At 40.3% G+C, this 16,320-nt stretch carries 15 protein-coding genes and 1 pseudogene; 6 read left to right on the top strand and 10 right to left on the bottom strand.

Annotation, left to right across the window (positions count from 1 at the left end):
* Positions 1 to 222: 222 nt before the first annotated feature.
* The 5 genes from IQ228_RS07915 to IQ228_RS07895 all read right to left on the bottom strand — a co-directional run bounded on the left by IQ228_RS07915 (position 223) and on the right by IQ228_RS07895 (position 5,223).
* Positions 223 to 1,884, bottom strand: coding sequence for a serine/threonine-protein kinase (locus IQ228_RS07915; RefSeq protein WP_193962573.1), 1,662 nt, complete (start codon positions 1,882 to 1,884; stop codon positions 223 to 225).
* A 267-nt stretch (positions 1,885 to 2,151) separates the two neighbouring features.
* Positions 2,152 to 2,619, bottom strand: coding sequence for a hypothetical protein (locus IQ228_RS07910; RefSeq protein WP_193962572.1), 468 nt, complete (start codon positions 2,617 to 2,619; stop codon positions 2,152 to 2,154).
* Between the two features lie 84 nt (positions 2,620 to 2,703).
* Positions 2,704 to 3,855 carry an anhydro-N-acetylmuramic acid kinase gene (locus IQ228_RS07905; RefSeq protein WP_027402022.1) on the bottom strand — a complete coding sequence of 384 codons (1,152 nt, stop codon included), beginning with the start codon at positions 3,853 to 3,855 and terminating at the stop codon, positions 2,704 to 2,706.
* 479 nt (positions 3,856 to 4,334) lie between these two features.
* Positions 4,335 to 4,934 (bottom strand): K(+)-transporting ATPase subunit C, encoded by a 600-nt coding sequence (gene kdpC, locus IQ228_RS07900; RefSeq protein ID WP_027402021.1) that lies wholly within the window; start codon positions 4,932 to 4,934, stop codon positions 4,335 to 4,337.
* Positions 4,935 to 5,085: 151 nt separating this feature from the next.
* Positions 5,086 to 5,223, bottom strand: coding sequence for a potassium-transporting ATPase subunit F (locus tag IQ228_RS07895; protein WP_160170615.1), 138 nt, complete (start codon positions 5,221 to 5,223; stop codon positions 5,086 to 5,088).
* 45 nt (positions 5,224 to 5,268) lie between these two features.
* On the opposite strand from IQ228_RS07895, the gene IQ228_RS07890 reads away from it, so the two are divergent.
* Positions 5,269 to 5,436: a hypothetical protein gene (locus IQ228_RS07890; protein ID WP_193962571.1), complete on the top strand. Its 168-nt coding sequence runs from the start codon at positions 5,269 to 5,271 to the stop codon at positions 5,434 to 5,436.
* Between the two features lie 21 nt (positions 5,437 to 5,457).
* On the opposite strand, the gene kdpB is transcribed toward IQ228_RS07890, so the two are convergent.
* Positions 5,458 to 7,554: a potassium-transporting ATPase subunit KdpB gene (gene kdpB, locus IQ228_RS07885; RefSeq protein ID WP_193962570.1), complete on the bottom strand. Its 2,097-nt coding sequence runs from the start codon at positions 7,552 to 7,554 to the stop codon at positions 5,458 to 5,460.
* Positions 7,555 to 7,818: 264 nt separating this feature from the next.
* Entirely contained in the window at positions 7,819 to 9,504 is a 1,686-nt protein-coding gene (kdpA, locus tag IQ228_RS07880; protein WP_193962569.1) for a potassium-transporting ATPase subunit KdpA, read from the bottom strand.
* A gap of 159 nt (positions 9,505 to 9,663) precedes the next feature.
* Here kdpA and IQ228_RS07875 point away from each other — a divergent pair, with 159 nt between their 5' ends.
* Entirely contained in the window at positions 9,664 to 10,398 is a 735-nt protein-coding gene (locus tag IQ228_RS07875) for a DUF1995 family protein (protein WP_027402017.1), read from the top strand.
* A 281-nt stretch (positions 10,399 to 10,679) separates the two neighbouring features.
* Positions 10,680 to 11,852 (top strand): DNA polymerase III subunit beta, encoded by a 1,173-nt coding sequence (dnaN, locus tag IQ228_RS07870; RefSeq protein ID WP_027402016.1) that lies wholly within the window; start codon positions 10,680 to 10,682, stop codon positions 11,850 to 11,852.
* Between the two features lie 347 nt (positions 11,853 to 12,199).
* Here the strand turns inward: dnaN and psbV are convergent, their stop codons facing one another.
* On the bottom strand, positions 12,200 to 12,691 hold the full coding sequence (gene psbV, locus IQ228_RS07865; RefSeq protein WP_027402015.1) for a photosystem II cytochrome c-550: 492 nt from the start codon (positions 12,689 to 12,691) through the stop codon (positions 12,200 to 12,202).
* Between the two features lie 177 nt (positions 12,692 to 12,868).
* The gene (locus IQ228_RS07860) at positions 12,869 to 13,309 is read right to left on the bottom strand and encodes a hypothetical protein (protein ID WP_027402014.1); all 441 of its coding nucleotides are present in this window, start codon (positions 13,307 to 13,309) and stop codon (positions 12,869 to 12,871) included.
* Positions 13,310 to 14,041: 732 nt separating this feature from the next.
* Here IQ228_RS07860 and IQ228_RS07855 point away from each other — a divergent pair.
* The 3 genes and pseudogenes from IQ228_RS07855 to IQ228_RS07850 all read left to right on the top strand — a co-directional run bounded on the left by IQ228_RS07855 (position 14,042) and on the right by IQ228_RS07850 (position 15,197).
* Entirely contained in the window at positions 14,042 to 14,146 is a 105-nt protein-coding gene (locus tag IQ228_RS07855) for a helix-turn-helix domain-containing protein (protein WP_080683851.1), read from the top strand.
* A pseudogene (locus tag IQ228_RS26520) lies at positions 14,121 to 14,288 on the top strand (RNA-guided endonuclease TnpB family protein); the annotation flags it as partial. The gene IQ228_RS07855 and the pseudogene IQ228_RS26520, both read left to right, overlap by 26 nt.
* A 66-nt stretch (positions 14,289 to 14,354) precedes the next feature.
* Positions 14,355 to 15,197: a lysophospholipid acyltransferase family protein gene (locus IQ228_RS07850; RefSeq protein WP_193962568.1), complete on the top strand. Its 843-nt coding sequence runs from the start codon at positions 14,355 to 14,357 to the stop codon at positions 15,195 to 15,197.
* 34 nt (positions 15,198 to 15,231) lie between these two features.
* Here the strand turns inward: IQ228_RS07850 and IQ228_RS07845 are convergent, their stop codons facing one another.
* Positions 15,232 to 15,957, bottom strand: coding sequence for a DevA family ABC transporter ATP-binding protein (locus tag IQ228_RS07845; RefSeq protein ID WP_035081617.1), 726 nt, complete (start codon positions 15,955 to 15,957; stop codon positions 15,232 to 15,234).
* Positions 15,958 to 16,320 lie beyond the last annotated feature (363 nt).

Here is a 16,320-nt window from a genome sequence, read left to right as displayed (position 1 = left end):
CTCCCCGGTCTAAAGACGCGGGGATTCTTAATCGAATAATTGTCAAGACAACTGCTCGGATAATATCCGCTTTTCAGGTATTACCTTAGATGTACGGTTCTTGCCCTGATCCTGTTTGCCATTACTGGCAGAATCATCTCTGACAAGCGTAACTTTCAAAAGAGTCCCCCGGTAGGTTTTTAATGTCTTTGCTGACAAATTTTAAATTAGCTCCTAAGATAATCAACCAGAAATATCCCATGAAGAATCAGTATCAATTGCTTCTAACTTAGCTAATATTTTAGGTTTAATTTTTTCATATTCTTTTTTCAATATATTTTTACTAATTTGAGCATCCGTTGATAAAGTTGAACCCTGACTAGAAACAAGCCACTCTTGCAATTTTTCTCTTTGAGCCGCAGCAATACTTGATTGTAATATATGTGTGCAAGGATGAGGAGTTTCTTTAGTAAAGAATAATAAACGATATTGCCCAGTATTCTGTAGTAACCCCGTGATTTCTTGACCAGAATTAGTTTTGAGATCCAAATAATAAGACAACCATTTAGCCCCATGTTCACGGGTATAAATAACTGTAATCCACAACATGACCGGATGAGGAGAAGAAATAAATAGAAATTGATTGTAGCGAGTACAAACTAAGCGTTTTTGAATTTCTTCTTGGGGTAGCATCACCCATAACGCTGGTAACAAATTTTTATCGTGGTAAATGGGTTGAATAAAAACGATATTGGCAATTGGTTTATTGTGTGGCCAAGTAACTAATTGCGTGATGTCATGATCAACTGAATATCTCCGTAGTTCGACTTGTGTATTGTGATTGGTAATGGGAATTGTCAGCAGATTGGTTTTTATTTTCTCTGCTGGTGCGGCAACTACAGGGAAGTTGGGGTTAATAATTTCTTGAGCATCTTGATATATAAGAGTATTATTAATAACCGAAGTATCTTTAATGAAATGAGTATTATTAATAACAGGATTATTTTTAGTGGTATTATGCGTGTCCTTTTGCTGTTCTACAGTAGTAAGAATATTAATAATTTCATTGATACTTTGGGGACGTTCACTAGGTTTTTTGCATAAACAATTCATAATTACATCTTCTAATTGCTTGGGTAGGTGCAAATTAGGAGAAATTTCCGCAAAGGAACAGGGTTTTTCAAAAGTGTGCGCTTTATACCATGCTCCAAAGGTGTTGGTTGATGCCACCACAGGAATTTTACCAGTCAGCATTTCAAACATCATGATCCCAAAACTGTAGATATCAGAACGACTATCTAGTTCTTTACCTTCAATTTGTTCAGGAGAAGAATAAGCTAAAGTTCCTAAATAAAACTTGGTATGGTCACTATCAGACATGAGTAATTTAGCAATACCAAAGTCTAAAACTTTGATTAATTCTCCAAAACTGGGATCTTGAATCACCATAATATTGCCCGGTTTAATATCACGATGGATGATTGGACAAATTTTTCCATCTACAGGAATACCATCATGAGCGCACTGTAGTCCTAAACCGATTTGCTTGGCTATTCTGAGAAATCTTGGTAAACTTAGGTGTTTTTTACGAATGATCTGACCTAATGTTTGTCCCTGTAGATATTCCATAACGTAGTATATTTCATCTACCCCATAGTCCATGACTCGGACGATATGGATGCTTTTTTGACCGAGTAAGGCGCAAGTTTTAGCTTCTCGCTCAAATCTTTCTTGCCAACGCATCCTTTCGTTTTGCATTGATAAAGTTAGAAACTTGACTGCAACAGGGACACCTCCCAGCAACGTATCCTTAGCACGATAGACTCGTCCCATTGCGCCAAAGCCAATTAGCTCTTGTAGTTGGTAACGGTTTCCGAGTAAGCGACCAATGTTGGGGTCTGACATAGAAAATTCGACTCCAATGTTTAACAGTTCAAGGGATAGTTTTGTAGGTTTTGGTGATTAGAAAATAGGTTGAAAACCTGAAAATTAAAACCGAAAATTCATCAATCAAATCGGATTGCTATTAACTAACTAGGTTAAGTAGGTGAACACAATAAAACCAAACTGTGTAAAGAAACGTAAAATCGCTGAAAATTTCTTTACTCTTGCCTCTTGCCTCTCTGCTCCTTACCGCCTGAGACCAAGGACAATTATTTACATCCCCCCTACTTAATGTAATTGGCGTTCTAGACTAGCTTCCATTGTGCTATCTAAAAAATGACCCACAAGAATGCCACTAGTTAGGTAATATTGATTATCATTAATTCGATGTAGGGTTTCAAAACCAGTCTGTCTCTGACGGTGGCGAAGGTCAGTGGAGCTATCTCCGAGTACCCAATAACGCTGAACAATTGTATTTGGACAAATCCAGCCTTCACCTTCTATTTGTCCGAGATAATTATGTTGAAGCAGAAAAGTATACTGTCGTTCTCCTTCATGAAGTCGTCCTTTATACTGAAAAGAAATTTCTGGGCGATCGCTGTTAGGAAAGATTAATTTTGTAGCCATAGAGAACCAATTATCTCGATTCCAAACCACTAATGTTAAACCTTTCAAAGGAATTGGTTGACTATTGCGCTCCAACCAACTACCTTGGATCACCCACCGTCCTGGTTCTAATAAAAAAGTATGTCCCACCTGCTAAATCCCTTGTTTTAATCCAGCACAGTCGAAGTTTAGAAATACTTGCTAACATAGTATTTTGAGAGACAAGAGACTAAATTAGCGATAATTATCGTGAATTTCTCCTAAAAGCATCTCTTGATATGCTCCTGTGACTGCGGGTAAGTTACCAGGAATATTGATGTTTCGCCAGTATGCTAAAACCGCAAAAGCGATCGCTTCCTTAAATGCAGCACTTAAGCCAAACTCATCTGTAGTTGACACTGGAACATTCCCTAACAGCAACTGTAAGCGATTTTTCAAGTAACTATTACGACTGCCACCACCACATAATATTACCTTATGTGGTCTTCTGGGGAGAAAATTATCATAACTATGGACAATAGAAACTGCCGTTAATTCTGTGATAGTTGCTAAAAAATCTGCGGAATTAAGTTGGTAGGGTTGGGCATCCTGTAAACAATCATGCAAGTAGGTAATCCCAAATAACTCCCGTCCAGTAGATTTAGGTGGTGGTAAATGGAAATATTCGTGACTTAGCCATTGTTCTACCAAGGGGTAACAGGGTGTACCACTGGCTGCCCAATCACCATTATTATCATAGCTTTTAGTGCCACTTGTAAAATGCTGGACGGCTAGATCCAATAAACTATTACCTGGACCTGTATCCCAGCCGCGAATTTGCGACAACCAATCATCACTACGGGCGGGAAGATACGTAACATTACCAATACCCCCAATATTTTGAATACAACGTTCTTCCTGGTGATGACTGAGTAAATAGGCATCTACTTTAGGAACAAGGGGCGCACCATGACCATAAGCAGCTATATCTGCTATTCGGAAATTACTGACAGTAGTAATACCTGTTAAATGGGCAATCATCGCGCCCCGTCCCAGTTGGCAGCTATAACCCAGTTCTTCTAGTCCTTGGGGTGGACGATGGTAAACAGTTTGACCATGAGAACCGATGAGAGTGGCTCTGTGATGACCAATTTGAATATGTTGAGCAGCTTGGGCAAAATTATGAGCGATCGCATCATCTATGGCGGCTACATCTGCCATTGACATCGCAGTACCAGCCCCAAGCCCTAGAATATGTTCTCTGAGTTGAGGGGAGTAGGGATAGGTTTCCCCTGCCAGTAATTCCACCTTCAGATCCAAATCTCCACCAGAAATTTCTACTAAAGCGGTATCTATCCCATCTACAGATGTACCACTCATTAAACCAATCACACGAGTCGGTTGCATTGACTCAAATACTTTTATGAATTTGCGATCGTAGTGTAATTGATCCTATTACCCATGTCAAAACAATACTTCTACTATGCTTGAACTTAAAAATCCCTTGTTATGTAAGGCTTAACCATACAACCTATGATGATTGTTCCTTGCTGCTACCTCCTGAATGGGCGCAAGCCCTGCGCCTCTACATTTTATACCACGCTTCATTATCAGCAACCCCTAAGAGGGTGTTTGAAAATTCATGATTGCTGTATCAAATATTTTACCCCACCCTAACCCTCCCCTTATAAAGGGGAGGGAACTAGTACCGCAAGGCGGAAGTCAAAAGTCAAAATGAAGACAGTATAGGCTTTTGGAGGATTTAGAATGGTTGGTTTATTTACGCCGTTTTGTACTAGATTTCTATTCTTACCCCCCTTTACAAGGGGAAAGGAGGTAACAATGTGATGAAAATTACGGCATACCACCTTTCAAACAACCCTTAACTAATTTTGCTGACGATTAATATCTTGTAAATCCAAAGCATAATTTAAACGTAAAATATTTACCCCTGGTTCACCAAAAATCCCTAAAAACCTGCCATCAAAATACTTATTAATCAACGGAATAATATCATCTTCCTGAATACCCCGTGCCTGTGCCACTCTCTCTATTTGTTGTCGTGCTGCTTTTAAAGAAATATGTGGGTCTAAACCAGACCCTGACGTATAAATCAAATCACCCACAGGTTGTTTATCCTGATTCTGTAATTCTTCCACCTGCTTGAGAATACGTTCTTTAAGTTCTGGATTAGTGGGAGCGAGATTACTACCTCCAGAAATACCAGTCGGTTGAGCTTTTTTACCTTGACTATATCTAACAGCGCTGGGACGACCATGAAAATAACGATCAGATGTAAATCCTTGACCAATTAAAGTCGAACCAATAGGTTGATTATTGATATTTAAAATCATACTACCATTAGCTGAAATCGGGAAAAAAGACTGACCGACTAGCAATATAAAAAGAGGATAGACAATTGCTGTTAATAACCAAATTACCAAAGTTATTCTAATTGCCTTGAAAGTTTCTCTAAAAATAGACATAATTTATTTAATCTTGATTTAATAAGAGGATTCACCGAAGTAGGGGCGCAGGGCTTGCGCCCAGTCAGGATATAGGAGTAAAAGTGCTGTATGGCTTTTTCTATAAATTTTGTAACCCATTCAAATACATATCGCTATGATTTATCAATTATTAAAATCGTTCTGGCTGAAAAATGACTGTTAACAAATAAACCACCAACATTATAGTAGTAAATCCTAAAACCCCCATTGCCCAAGTAGAAACCCTATCTAAACTGAGAGTAGTATTAGCATAAACCACTGGACTCATAAATAAACTGAAACACATCACTATAAAAATAGTGATTGGTAATTGATGTTTAAACTTGGACAATCGAATCAATGGTATCATTTTCATAAAGAAAAAGGTAATATACAAGAACTAAAAGGCAAGAATTATCAATTACCTATTCACGTAATTACAGCAGAATTCACCGATTCAGGAGTAAAACTGTCTGGCTGTGAATATAGATCCTGGACTTGATTAATCTGCAATCTGCTATATTTACGCTAAACCCACAAATGTAATCATCATATCTATTAATTTAATCGCAATAAATGGAGCAATCACCCCACCTAAGCCATAAATTAAAATATTTCTTTGCAGAAGTTGATTAGCGGTTAAAGGTCGAAACTGAATACCTTTTAATGCTAGAGGAATCAAAGTTGGAATAATTAAAGCATTGTAGATCAACGCCGAAAGAATAGCCGAATTAACGCTACTCAACTTCATAATATTTAAACTTCCTAAATTAGCAGCCGTGAAAAGTACGGGAATAATTGCAAAATATTTAGCAATATCATTAGCGATAGAAAATGTCGTCAACGCTCCACGAGTAATTAACAATTGCTTGCCAATACTAACGATATCAATTAATTTGGTGGGATCAGAATCTAAATCCACCATATTAGCCGCTTCCTTAGCTGCTTGCGTTCCCGTATTCATAGCCACACCTACATTAGCTTGTGCCAAAGCGGGAGCATCATTAGTTCCATCCCCTGTCATCGCTACTATTTTACCCTCAGCTTGTTCCCGTTGAATCACACTGATTTTATCTTCTGGCGTAGCTTCAGCAATAAATTCATCTACTCCAGCTTCTTTTGCAATCACAGAAGCAGTAATCCGGTTATCTCCCGTCAGCATGATAGTCCGTACTCCCATGCGTCGGAGTTGGTCAAATCGTTCGCGGATACCTGGTTTAACAATATCTTTGAGATAGATAACACCGTAAATTTCCTGATCAAGACAAACAGCTAAAGGTGTACCACCTTGATGAGAAACTTGTTGATATGCAACATCTAATTCTGGTGTATCTCTTCCATGACGGGAGAGAACAAAGCCTTGAATTGCTCCTACTGAGCCTTTGCGTACCTCCCTACCCCCAGGTAAATTAGTACCACTCATGCGCGTTTTTGCCGAAAATTCTATCCCCTGTGCTTGTTTGCGGTCTAAATCAAAATTTGCCCCTAACTTTTCTGCCAGTCGGACAATAGATTTACCCTCTGGAGTGTCGTCAAAAATACTAGCTGCCAAAGCCACGTTAGCAATTTCCACTATTGAATGACCATTGATGGGGATAAATTCTTCTGCTAAACGGTTGCCAAGGGTGATTGTTCCAGTTTTATCAAGTACCAGAGTATTAATATCGCCACAGGCTTCTATTGCCCTACCAGAGGTGGCAATGACGTTAAATTGTGCCACTCTATCCATACCCGCAATACCGATGGTACTCAGTAAACCGCCAATAGTTGTGGGGATGAGGGCTACCAAAAGAGCAATGAGAACAGGAATGCTCACAGGACTATTCACATAGTAGGCAAAGGCGGGCAGAGTGGCTACTACGAATAAAAACACTAAACTCAGAACTGCTAATAATACTGTTAAGGCAATTTCATTAGGGGTTTTAGTCCGTTCTGCTCCTTCGACCAGAGCAATCATCCGGTCAATAAAGCCTTTGCCTGGTTCAGCAGTAACACGAATAATCAGTTCATCAGAAATTATGCGTGTACCACCCGTGACTGAACTGGCAACGTCTGAACCTGATTCTTTGAGAACTGGGGCAGATTCGCCTGTAATTGCTGATTCATCCACAGAGGCGACACCCATGATTACTTCACCATCTGCGGGAATCACATCGCCTGAGACTACATATATAGTGTCTCCCTGTTTTAAGCTGTTGGCAGGAACTTCTGTAATTTTGCCTTCAACGGTGATGGTTTTGGCAATGGTGGCTGATTGGGTGGAACGGAGTGTATCGGCTTGGGCTTTACCTCGTCCTTCGGCTACGGCTTCGGCAAAGTTGCTAAATAGAACTGTGAATAATAAAATTCCCGTTAATAGTCCGTTAAACAGATGGGGATTTTTTTGATTTACTGGACCGAATAATTCAGGGTAAATGGTGACAGAGAAAGTGATGATTGTTCCTATCCATACTAGAAACATCACTGGATTTTTGATGGCATATGGGGGATACAGTTTAATAAAAGCATCTCCTATGGCTCGGAAATACAGTCCTTTATTGGATACTCGCGCTTTTCTGTGTTTCTTACGACGGTAACGAGGGCGGGAAGCTTTAGAATTAGAGGTAGTTGCTGAGTTCATATATAAGTAATTTTTTAGGAGTCAGGAGTCACCGAGTCACCGAGTCACCGAGTCAGAAGTCACCGAGTCAGGAGTCAGGAGTCAGGAGTCAGGAGTCAGGAGTCAGAAGTCAGGAGTCAGGAGTCAGAAGTCAGGAGTCAGGAGTCACCGAGTCAGGAGTCAGGAGTCAGAAGTCAGGAGTTCAGGAGTTCAGGAGTTCAGGGGGAAGAAAGAAGAAAGAAGAAAATTAGCTTCGTCTTTTTATCCTCATTACCTCATGTTTATCTAACTACCAGAAGCGAGTTTAAAGCCTTCGGCAATTGGTCCTAAAGCTAGAACAGGGAAGAATGTGAGGATGCCTAAAATTAGGGTGACACCAGCAGTAATAGTGGTAAAGAGTAGAGAATCTGTTTTCAAAGTTCCCCGGCTGGCTGGACTGGCTTGTTTTTTAGACATACTATCAGCTAAGAGAAGTAGGGCAATAATGGGTATATAGCGTCCTGCGAAAATACTGATAGTTGTACTTAAGTTCCACCATAATGTGTTGTCATTTAATCCTTCTAAGCCAGAACCATTATTGGCTGCGGCTGAGGCGTATTCATAAACTACTTGGGAAATGCCATGAAAACCTGGGTTACTAATTCCTGACAAGGATATAGGATAAGCCATAGCTATGGAACTAGGAATTAAAATCATCATGGGGTGAATTAATAGCACTACACTAGCCAGGACAATTTCCCGTTTTTCAATTTTGCGCCCAAAAATTTCTGGTGTGCGCCCTACCATTAAACCGGTGATAAAAACGGTGAGCATCAGATAAATGAAGAGATAAGCTGTTCCTATGCCTTGTCCTCCCCAAATTATTTGTAAAAATAGGTTGAATAAGGTAGAAAATGTGCCACTGGGCATGAGGGAATCGTGCATTCCGTTAACAGCACCGCACATGGTGGCTGTGGTTGTAACTGCCCATAGTGCGGTTTGCGCCCAATCAAATCTGACTTCTTTGCCTTCTAAGTTGGGTAATTCTAATCGCAAGGCATTGTTAATGATGGGATTTCCTTGTAATTCTCCTGTGGCTGTAACGCCAATGAGAACGACAAAGATGATAAACACCATTGAAAATAATAGCCAGGTTTGTTTGAGGTTGTTGGCAAATACTCCGTAGGTGTAAATTAGGGAGGTGGGGATAGCCAGCATGGCAATGATTTCTATTAGGTTAGAAGCACCATTGGGATTTTCAAAAGGATGAGCGGAATTAGCTGCAAAAAAGCCGCCACCATTTTCTCCTAACATTTTGATCATTTCCCAGGAGGCTACTGGACCTCTGGCTATGTACTGAATTCTCCCTTCTAAGGTTTCTACTAAGGCGGTTTTGGCTAGGGTTTGAGGTACACCGGAGATGATGAGAGCGATCGCCCCCACAATAGATAAAGGCAATAAGATCCTAGTGATAGCCTGGGTAAAATCTACATAGAAATTCCCCAGTTTTCTCCCTGTTAACCCACGAATAAAGGCAATTCCCACTACCAAACCACTAGCCGCTGAGGTAAACATTAAAAAACCTAAAGCTGATGTTTGACTAAAATAACTAAAGGTATTTTCTGTGGCGTAGTGTTGTTGGTCGGTATTGGTCAGGAAGGAAATTGTGGTATGTAGTAATAAATCCCATCTCATCCGCCCCAGTCCATTGGGATTCCAGGGCAGAAATTTCTGATAATAGAGGAGAGCGTAAACCGCCACACCCATGACTAAGTTACTGCATAGTAAGGCGCGAATATACTGCCAACCCGTCATATCATTTTTTTTACCCACACCCCCTAAAATATAAATTATTGCCTCTAGGGGCTTCATTACAGGATCAAGAATTGTCCTCTCTCCCAAAAAAACGCGGGCTATGTATTTTCCTAGTATTGGCGTAATGAATACGACAATACACAGCGTTAAAGCAATTTGTAGAAAACCTTGACTCATGTAGTTTGCACTCTATTTAACTGAAGTTCTAGCCAGTTAACACTCAACAATAATGCCTAAATTACTAATAGATTGAATTTTTAGTGATTGGATGATTTTTCATACCACCTAAATCAATATAGTAGAGAATTAGATATTAACCCAGCGACTTGATAAACTATGGCTGAACTACCAAAAACCTTAGAAGATGCGATCGCTCAATCTTGTGAAGCGGTAAAATCAGCTTTAGCTGATGGTATAACTCGGATTCAAGTTGAGTTATTATTTCCAGAACTCAAATTCATGACGGTTGCAGAACAATTTCTCCCCCAATTTACTGAATACGAATCCCGTCTTAAAGTCTTCTTTGCTGATGCTGGTGCGGCTGCTTTAGCCCGTCGTGATTGGACAGACGCACAATTCCAAATTTCCGATATTGGTACTGGTAGGGCTGCATCCCTAGAAGCAAAAATTCAGCCAGAGGATGAAATTTTCCTATTTATTGCCCCCACCTCCGTAGAAGTGCCACAATTAGAAAAGCTGTGTGAACTGATCGGCGATCGCCCCACAATCATGTTAACACCCCGACTCGAAGATTCTAGTGTAGTTGGTATCGGTTACACAGCCAGAGAAACTCGTCGTCGCTTCATTAGTACCATCGAATCTTGTTACTACATCCGTCCTGTAGATGATGAATCTGCCCTTTTCCGTTGCTACCCTGGACAATGGGAGGTATGGCAAGAAATAGAGGACGAATATCAAAAAATTGTTGAACTCTCAAACAAACCCTATGGTGATGAATTAGACGCAATTCTTCTAAAGGGACAAACGGCAAACACTGCGGACGCTACACCCGCCAGAAAACCCAGTGTATTTAAGAGTTTGCAACGGTTTATCAAGGCTTTAAGCAGTTAAGATCACAAAGCAGTAGGGGCAAACCCCCTGTGGTTGTACCAAATACCGGGGTAGGCACGGGGGCGCTACCCCTACATTAAATCCAAATCTTTTAAGTAGTCGGACAAAATTAAATTCACTCGTTGAGAGAGGGAACAGGGAACAGGGAACAGAAAAATCAATTGTGTAATTAATTCTGTCCCATTTTTTATATAATTAACTTTGCCTGCCTGCCTACTTACCAATTACCAATTACCAATTACCAATTACAATTACCAATTCCCCCATTATTTAATTTAAAGATGAAATTAATCTGTTCTCAAAGTGATCTTAGTAGCAACCTTTCTCTCGTCAGTCGTGCAGTCCCGTCCAGACCAACTCATCCTGTTCTTGCCAATATCTTATTACAAGCAGATGCCAAAACTAATCAGGTTAGCTTAACAGCCTTTGACCTCAGTTTAGGTATCCGTAGCAGCTTTAGTGCCGAGGTCTTAGAAGGGGGGACAATTGCTCTCCCTGCCAAACTGCTTGTAGATATCACCTCTCGTCTACCAGAAGGGGAAATCACCCTGGATGACGGCTGCGGCGAGCAAAGCTATCAATCGGGAGATAATACCGGAGAAGGTATAATTGTTACTCTCAAACCTAAAAGCGGACGTTATCAAGTCCGAGCAATGGGCGCAGAAGAATTCCCCGAACTACCTGTAATTGAAAACGCCGAAGCAATTACTCTCACAACAGCAGCACTAATTGAAGGATTGAAAGGTTCTTTGTTTGCTACCAGTTCCGATGAAACCAAGCAAGTCCTCACAGGCGTACATTTAACCCTAAAACAAGACACTTTAGAATTTGCCGCCACCGACGGACATCGGTTAGCAGTGCTGGAAACTACAAATGAGCGCCCTGTAGAAGGACGTGAACAGGTAGAGGTGACAGTACCGGCAAGAGCATTGCGAGAACTACAACGGATGTTAGGGCATAACTCCACATCGGAAGAAACTGTAGCCGTATATCTTGATCAAGGTCAAGTAGTATTTGCTTGGCAAAATCAACGCCTAACCAGCCGCACTTTAGAAGGGCAATATCCCGCTTATCGGCAATTAATTCCTCGGCAATTTGAACGCCAAGTCACATTAGAAAGAAAGCAATTTATTAGCACTTTGGAACGAATTGCTGTGTTAGCAGATCAGAAAAATAATATTGTCAAAGTCAGCATTGATAATGCCAATCAAGAGATTACTTTATCTTGTGAAGCGCAAGATGTTGGTAGTGGTACAGAATCAATGCCAGCACAAATATCTGGCGAAGATATAGACATTGCTTTTAATGTCAAATATCTGATGGAAGGTTTAAAAGAACTACCATCTTCAGAAATTCAAATGCACTTGAATCAAAGTTTAACTCCGGTAATTTTCACGCCTTTGGGTGGATTAAAAATGACCTATTTGGCTATGCCTGTACAGCTTAGAAATTAGTTTTTGATCTGTCACACAATTTTAGATTTTAGATTTTAGATTTATGCCACGAATAAATTCGCGGGCTTAGGGTGTTTGAAAAGTCATGGTTGCTGTATCAAATGTTTTACCCCTCCCTAACCCTCCCCTTATAAAGGGGAGGGAACTGGATTTTTTTGTTACCCCCCTTGATAAGGGGACACTAAGGGGGGTAACAATATGATGAAAATTACGGGATACCACTTTTAAAACATCCTCTTAAGACCTTTTTGGATTTTGAATCTTCAATCCAAAATTTAAAATCTAAAATCCGGTCAGGGAATCTATTTTCCGTTCCCTGACAATTTGTATGACTGAATCAGGATAGTTTAGTAATAAATCTTACCGCCACCCCATTTAGTGCCAACAACTTTGGGTTCTAAGAGAATATGTCCAGCAATTGCTTTCAAGTCTTCCTCAGTCAGATTTCGCATAACTCGGAAAATATTTGCACTCTTCAAACTGGGGTGAATTTCCGAAATTTCTGTTGCGCCATCATAGGTAGTGGGATTTTTCATATAGTCCACCAAACCTTCAATATTATTGCGCTTAGGTAAAGCCCCTGCTAAGGCTTCTGGATCAAGTCCCACATTTTGGTTAGTCTTGGTAACTCCACCGGCATGACATTGAGCGCAAGCGTAATTGAATAGTCGTTTACCTTCTTTGACTTGTTTTAAGCTGAGAACAACTGTATCACCTTTGTCATTTAATGGTACTGTACGGATAGCTTCATCCAGTTCTAAAGCTGTTGCAGTACCGACAACCATCTGTAATGTCAGCAAAATAGTAGCAACAACAACACCAATTAGTCTTTTAAACATATTTCTCCTCAAAGATTTTATTGAGTCACTGTAATACCAATATCATGTTAGGAGTCCAATTTGTTGCCAAAAATACGATCCCTTAAACTCTTGTAATTTAAATTTCTAGATAGGATAGGATCAACAAAGCTAAAATTGTTGTTGTTATAGTGATGCCGTAAAAATCGTACAAGTGTACTACTGCAACGCTTGTTTTTGCTGGGAAATAGTAAGGGTGTAGTTGAACCTGTCTTGTGACAAATCACCCATATACAATAAGTATTTGCCCGGCTGCCAGTAACCTGAGAATTCGGCTTTGCCACCACTATAGCTATCAGCAAGCACACAGAAGCGTCCTCCTGGTCCAGAAATCAATAGTGTTGGCTGTCCTTGACTTTCTACCGTCAATCGTAAATAAGGCAATGGCTCTGTAACTTCAATTATTTGATTAGGATCGGTGTTAATATTCCCACAATTACTTTTTACACCCCCTCCAGATGTACCGTTTAATACTAATGGGTCTTGATTGAACTTAGAGTTAATTTCTAATTGTGGGGTTTTAGCAAAGCTGGACTGATTCAGTAATAAGCCCATTGTGAGTGCTACAGAAGCAATTGTAAATAGCTTCAAAGTTTTCATGTTATTTCTATACTCATCAAATGTTTGCATCGTTGGAGTTTAAGCAAAAGTAGACTAATTCAAAGCTGGGAATCAGGATTTGGAGGTAATAATCATGTACAATTTAATGACCTATTGATTTCTATAGATTTTAGATTTGTTAAGCAGAACTTTTAGAGAACTCCACAAAAAGAAATGCCCAATGTCATTCTGTTCGCGCAGCGTGCCAGAGGCATTACGAAACGAAGTGTAGTGAAGAATCTCTTGAGATACTTCGTTTCGCTATGGCTAACGCCACGCTCCGCGAACGTTACACTCAGCATGACAAAACAGGATCATTTATTTTGTGGCTTACTCTTAGCAATTTTTACAGATTACTTATTTAGACGGGAACAATTAGATTGTGTTCCTACTGAACATTTTATCATTCCAGAGTGGGGAAAACAATTGGAAGATTGCGTTAGCTTAACCGACAGCAGCCCCATGGACCGAAAGGCAGCGTGGGATGGCGCGTAAATTGACGACAGTTTTCCGACCAATGCAACAGCGTTCGCGCAGTGTCTCGAAGAGAGGAAGGAAAACATGGAGATAATTCACAAACCTTGTGTTATACTAGAATGCGGGTGGTTGGTGGCTAGACTTTTGGCTCGGCAAAAATCCTTTTATATCAATACTCTTAGCGATTTTAATGGTAAGGCTGCGACCCATTTTTAGTATATTATGCTTTCTATAGCAAATTGATTTTACTCTAAGATGTTAAAAGTAGTCAAAGTCAGATTATATCCAGATATTCAGCAACAGCAATCATTAGCACAGGCTTTTGGCAGTTGTCGTGATGCAAAACCACTGTCTAGCTAAATCTATTCAACAAGTTGGCTGGGGAATGTTCTGTACCATGCTTAAATACAAAGCAGAAAACGAAGGGAAAATTTATCAAGAAGTTGATAGATTCTTTCCTTCGTCAAAGACTTATCATATCTGTCTTAATCAAGTGGGTAATTCACGCTGGATGAAACTGCAAAACAGCGGATTGTCTGATCCGTATAAATCCTGATAAAATTTCCTGATGTTCAAACTAAAGCATCTTCAAACCAGTAACACAGGGTGGTCTTTGGATCAACGAGATCCAAGGTTCATCGAATCTATGATGCCTATCTTGGGCTTGTTATATAACTGTTATTTTCGAGTCCAAACCAGTGGCTGGGAAAATGTCCCAGATGAAAAAATTCTCGTTGTCGGTTCTCATAATGGCGGACTGGCATCTCCTGATACTTCCATGATGTTATATGATTGGTTGCGTCGCTTTAGTGTGGAAAGACCGATTTATGGTTTGATGCACCCTAAGGTTTGGGATGTGTTTTCACCAGCAGCAGAAATGGCGATGAAGGCTGGTGCAGTGAGGGCGCACCCGAAAATGGCTTACAAGGCTTTGCGGTCTGGTGCTAGTGTCTTAGTTTATCCTGGTGGTGCGGAGGATGTCTTTCGCCCCCATGGGATGCGGGATAAAATTTATTTTGCCGAACGGAAGGGGTTTATTAAGTTGGCGCTACGGGAGAATGTACCGATTGTCCCAGCGATTTCCTGGGGGTCACATGATACTTTGATTGTCTTGGCTGATATATATGAAGTTATGCAGCAATTTCATAAAATGGGGATGCCTTGGTTGCTTGGGGTTGATCCTTTGGTGTTTCCCATTTATTTAGGATTACCTTGGGGATTGGCTTTTGGACCGCTGCCTAATATTCCTTTGCCTGTAACTATCTATACTAGGGTTTGTCCACCAATTGTGTTTGCACGCTATGGAAAAGAAGCTGCAAGCGATCGCACTTATGTGGACGAATGCTATGAGTTAGTCAGAAGTAAAATGCAGCAGGAGTTAGATACTTTAATTCAACAAGCCAATCATTAATATCATCCTGGTGGTGCTTTTGTCGCCAGGTATTTCAACTCACTACATCTTGCAAAGAATCACTTTTTTCTCGGACAAGATGACCGTCTTCCATATAAACAATGCGGTCAGCAATATCTAAAATGCGGTTATCGTGGGTGACGAGTAAAATTGTACAGCCATGCTCTTTAGCTAATTTCTGCATTAGTTCTACTACATCCCGTCCTGATTGTTTATCTAGTGCGGCGGTGGGTTCATCTGCTAGGACTATTTTTGGTTGACTGACTAATGCGCGAGCGATCGCTACCCGTTGTTTTTGTCCCCCTGATAAACTATCTGGATAGTAATTGAGACGATTTCCTAATCCTACTTCTTCTAACATTTGCTGTGACTGCATTAACATTTTTTTTGCTGACATTCTCGGCTGTACTTCTAAACCCATCCTGACATTTTGGATTGCTGTTAAGCTACCGTGTAAGTTATGGGCTTGAAAAATATAACCGTTATTTCTGCGGGCTTGGGTTAATTGTTTAGCATTAGCTTGACATAGTTCATTACCTAATACCTGCAAACTCCCAAATTGGGCAGAACGTAACCCACCAGCCAAGGTTAATAATGTGGTTTTACCAGAACCAGAAGGACCTGTCATGATCACAATTTCCCCTGCATTTATAGTTAAGCTAATGTTAAATAAAACTTGTTTTCGTAGTTGTCCAGATCCGAAGTAATGATCAAGATTGTGGATGGAAATTACAGGTTTAGTAGAGTTAGTAGTTTGCATAGTTGAGGTTTTAAGGATTTTTTTGCACGCAGAGCCGCAGAGACAACAGAGAGGAATTTTGAGGAATTTAAAACATATCTACTGGGTCGGCTGATTGGAGTTTATTTGTGGTGCTTCCACTACTGCATCCATCTGATTTATTTGTCCAAGTTCGACAATGCCGTTACCGGATACTACTTCACCTGCACGGCTATAAATGTCAGAAATTACACCATTTTGAGGTGTTTTAACATAACTTTGCTCGAAATTGGCTTGTGCCTGTGCGGCTACGGCTATTTTATTTAAGTTGGCTTTAGACTAGTAGTTCGTCAAATTTATTTTGACGGGTAATGGGAAAAAACTTCTGTTCTTCCCTCCCCCACC

The sequence above is a fragment of the Dolichospermum sp. LEGE 00246 genome (genome assembly GCF_015207865.1).
In the GTDB taxonomy this organism is placed as follows: Bacteria; Cyanobacteriota; Cyanobacteriia; order Cyanobacteriales; family Nostocaceae; genus Dolichospermum; species Dolichospermum heterosporum.
Note: the sequence above shows the minus strand (reverse complement) of the source record. Positions and strands in the feature narration are given on the sequence as shown.

Bases quoted from the DNA above. Each gene is read 5' to 3' on its own strand.
- IQ228_RS07915 (WP_193962573.1), bottom strand. From the start codon at position 1,884: ATGTCAGACCCCAACATTGGTCGCTTACTCGGAAACCGTTACCAACTA.
- IQ228_RS07905 (WP_027402022.1), bottom strand. From the start codon at position 3,855: ATGCAACCGACTCGTGTGATTGGTTTAATGAGTGGTACATCTGTAGAT.
- kdpC (WP_027402021.1), bottom strand. From the start codon at position 4,934: ATGTCTATTTTTAGAGAAACTTTCAAGGCAATTAGAATAACTTTGGTA.
- IQ228_RS07895 (WP_160170615.1), bottom strand. From the start codon at position 5,223: ATGAGTCCAGTGGTTTATGCTAATACTACTCTCAGTTTAGATAGGGTT.
- IQ228_RS07890 (WP_193962571.1), top strand. From the start codon at position 5,269: ATGTTTAAACTTGGACAATCGAATCAATGGTATCATTTTCATAAAGAA.
- kdpB (WP_193962570.1), bottom strand. From the start codon at position 7,554: ATGAACTCAGCAACTACCTCTAATTCTAAAGCTTCCCGCCCTCGTTAC.
- kdpA (WP_193962569.1), bottom strand. From the start codon at position 9,504: ATGAGTCAAGGTTTTCTACAAATTGCTTTAACGCTGTGTATTGTCGTA.
- IQ228_RS07875 (WP_027402017.1), top strand. From the start codon at position 9,664: ATGGCTGAACTACCAAAAACCTTAGAAGATGCGATCGCTCAATCTTGT.
- dnaN (WP_027402016.1), top strand. From the start codon at position 10,680: ATGAAATTAATCTGTTCTCAAAGTGATCTTAGTAGCAACCTTTCTCTC.
- psbV (WP_027402015.1), bottom strand. From the start codon at position 12,691: ATGTTTAAAAGACTAATTGGTGTTGTTGTTGCTACTATTTTGCTGACA.
- IQ228_RS07860 (WP_027402014.1), bottom strand. From the start codon at position 13,309: ATGAAAACTTTGAAGCTATTTACAATTGCTTCTGTAGCACTCACAATG.
- IQ228_RS07855 (WP_080683851.1), top strand. From the start codon at position 14,042: ATGTTAAAAGTAGTCAAAGTCAGATTATATCCAGATATTCAGCAACAG.
- IQ228_RS07850 (WP_193962568.1), top strand. From the start codon at position 14,355: ATGTTCAAACTAAAGCATCTTCAAACCAGTAACACAGGGTGGTCTTTG.
- IQ228_RS07845 (WP_035081617.1), bottom strand. From the start codon at position 15,957: ATGCAAACTACTAACTCTACTAAACCTGTAATTTCCATCCACAATCTT.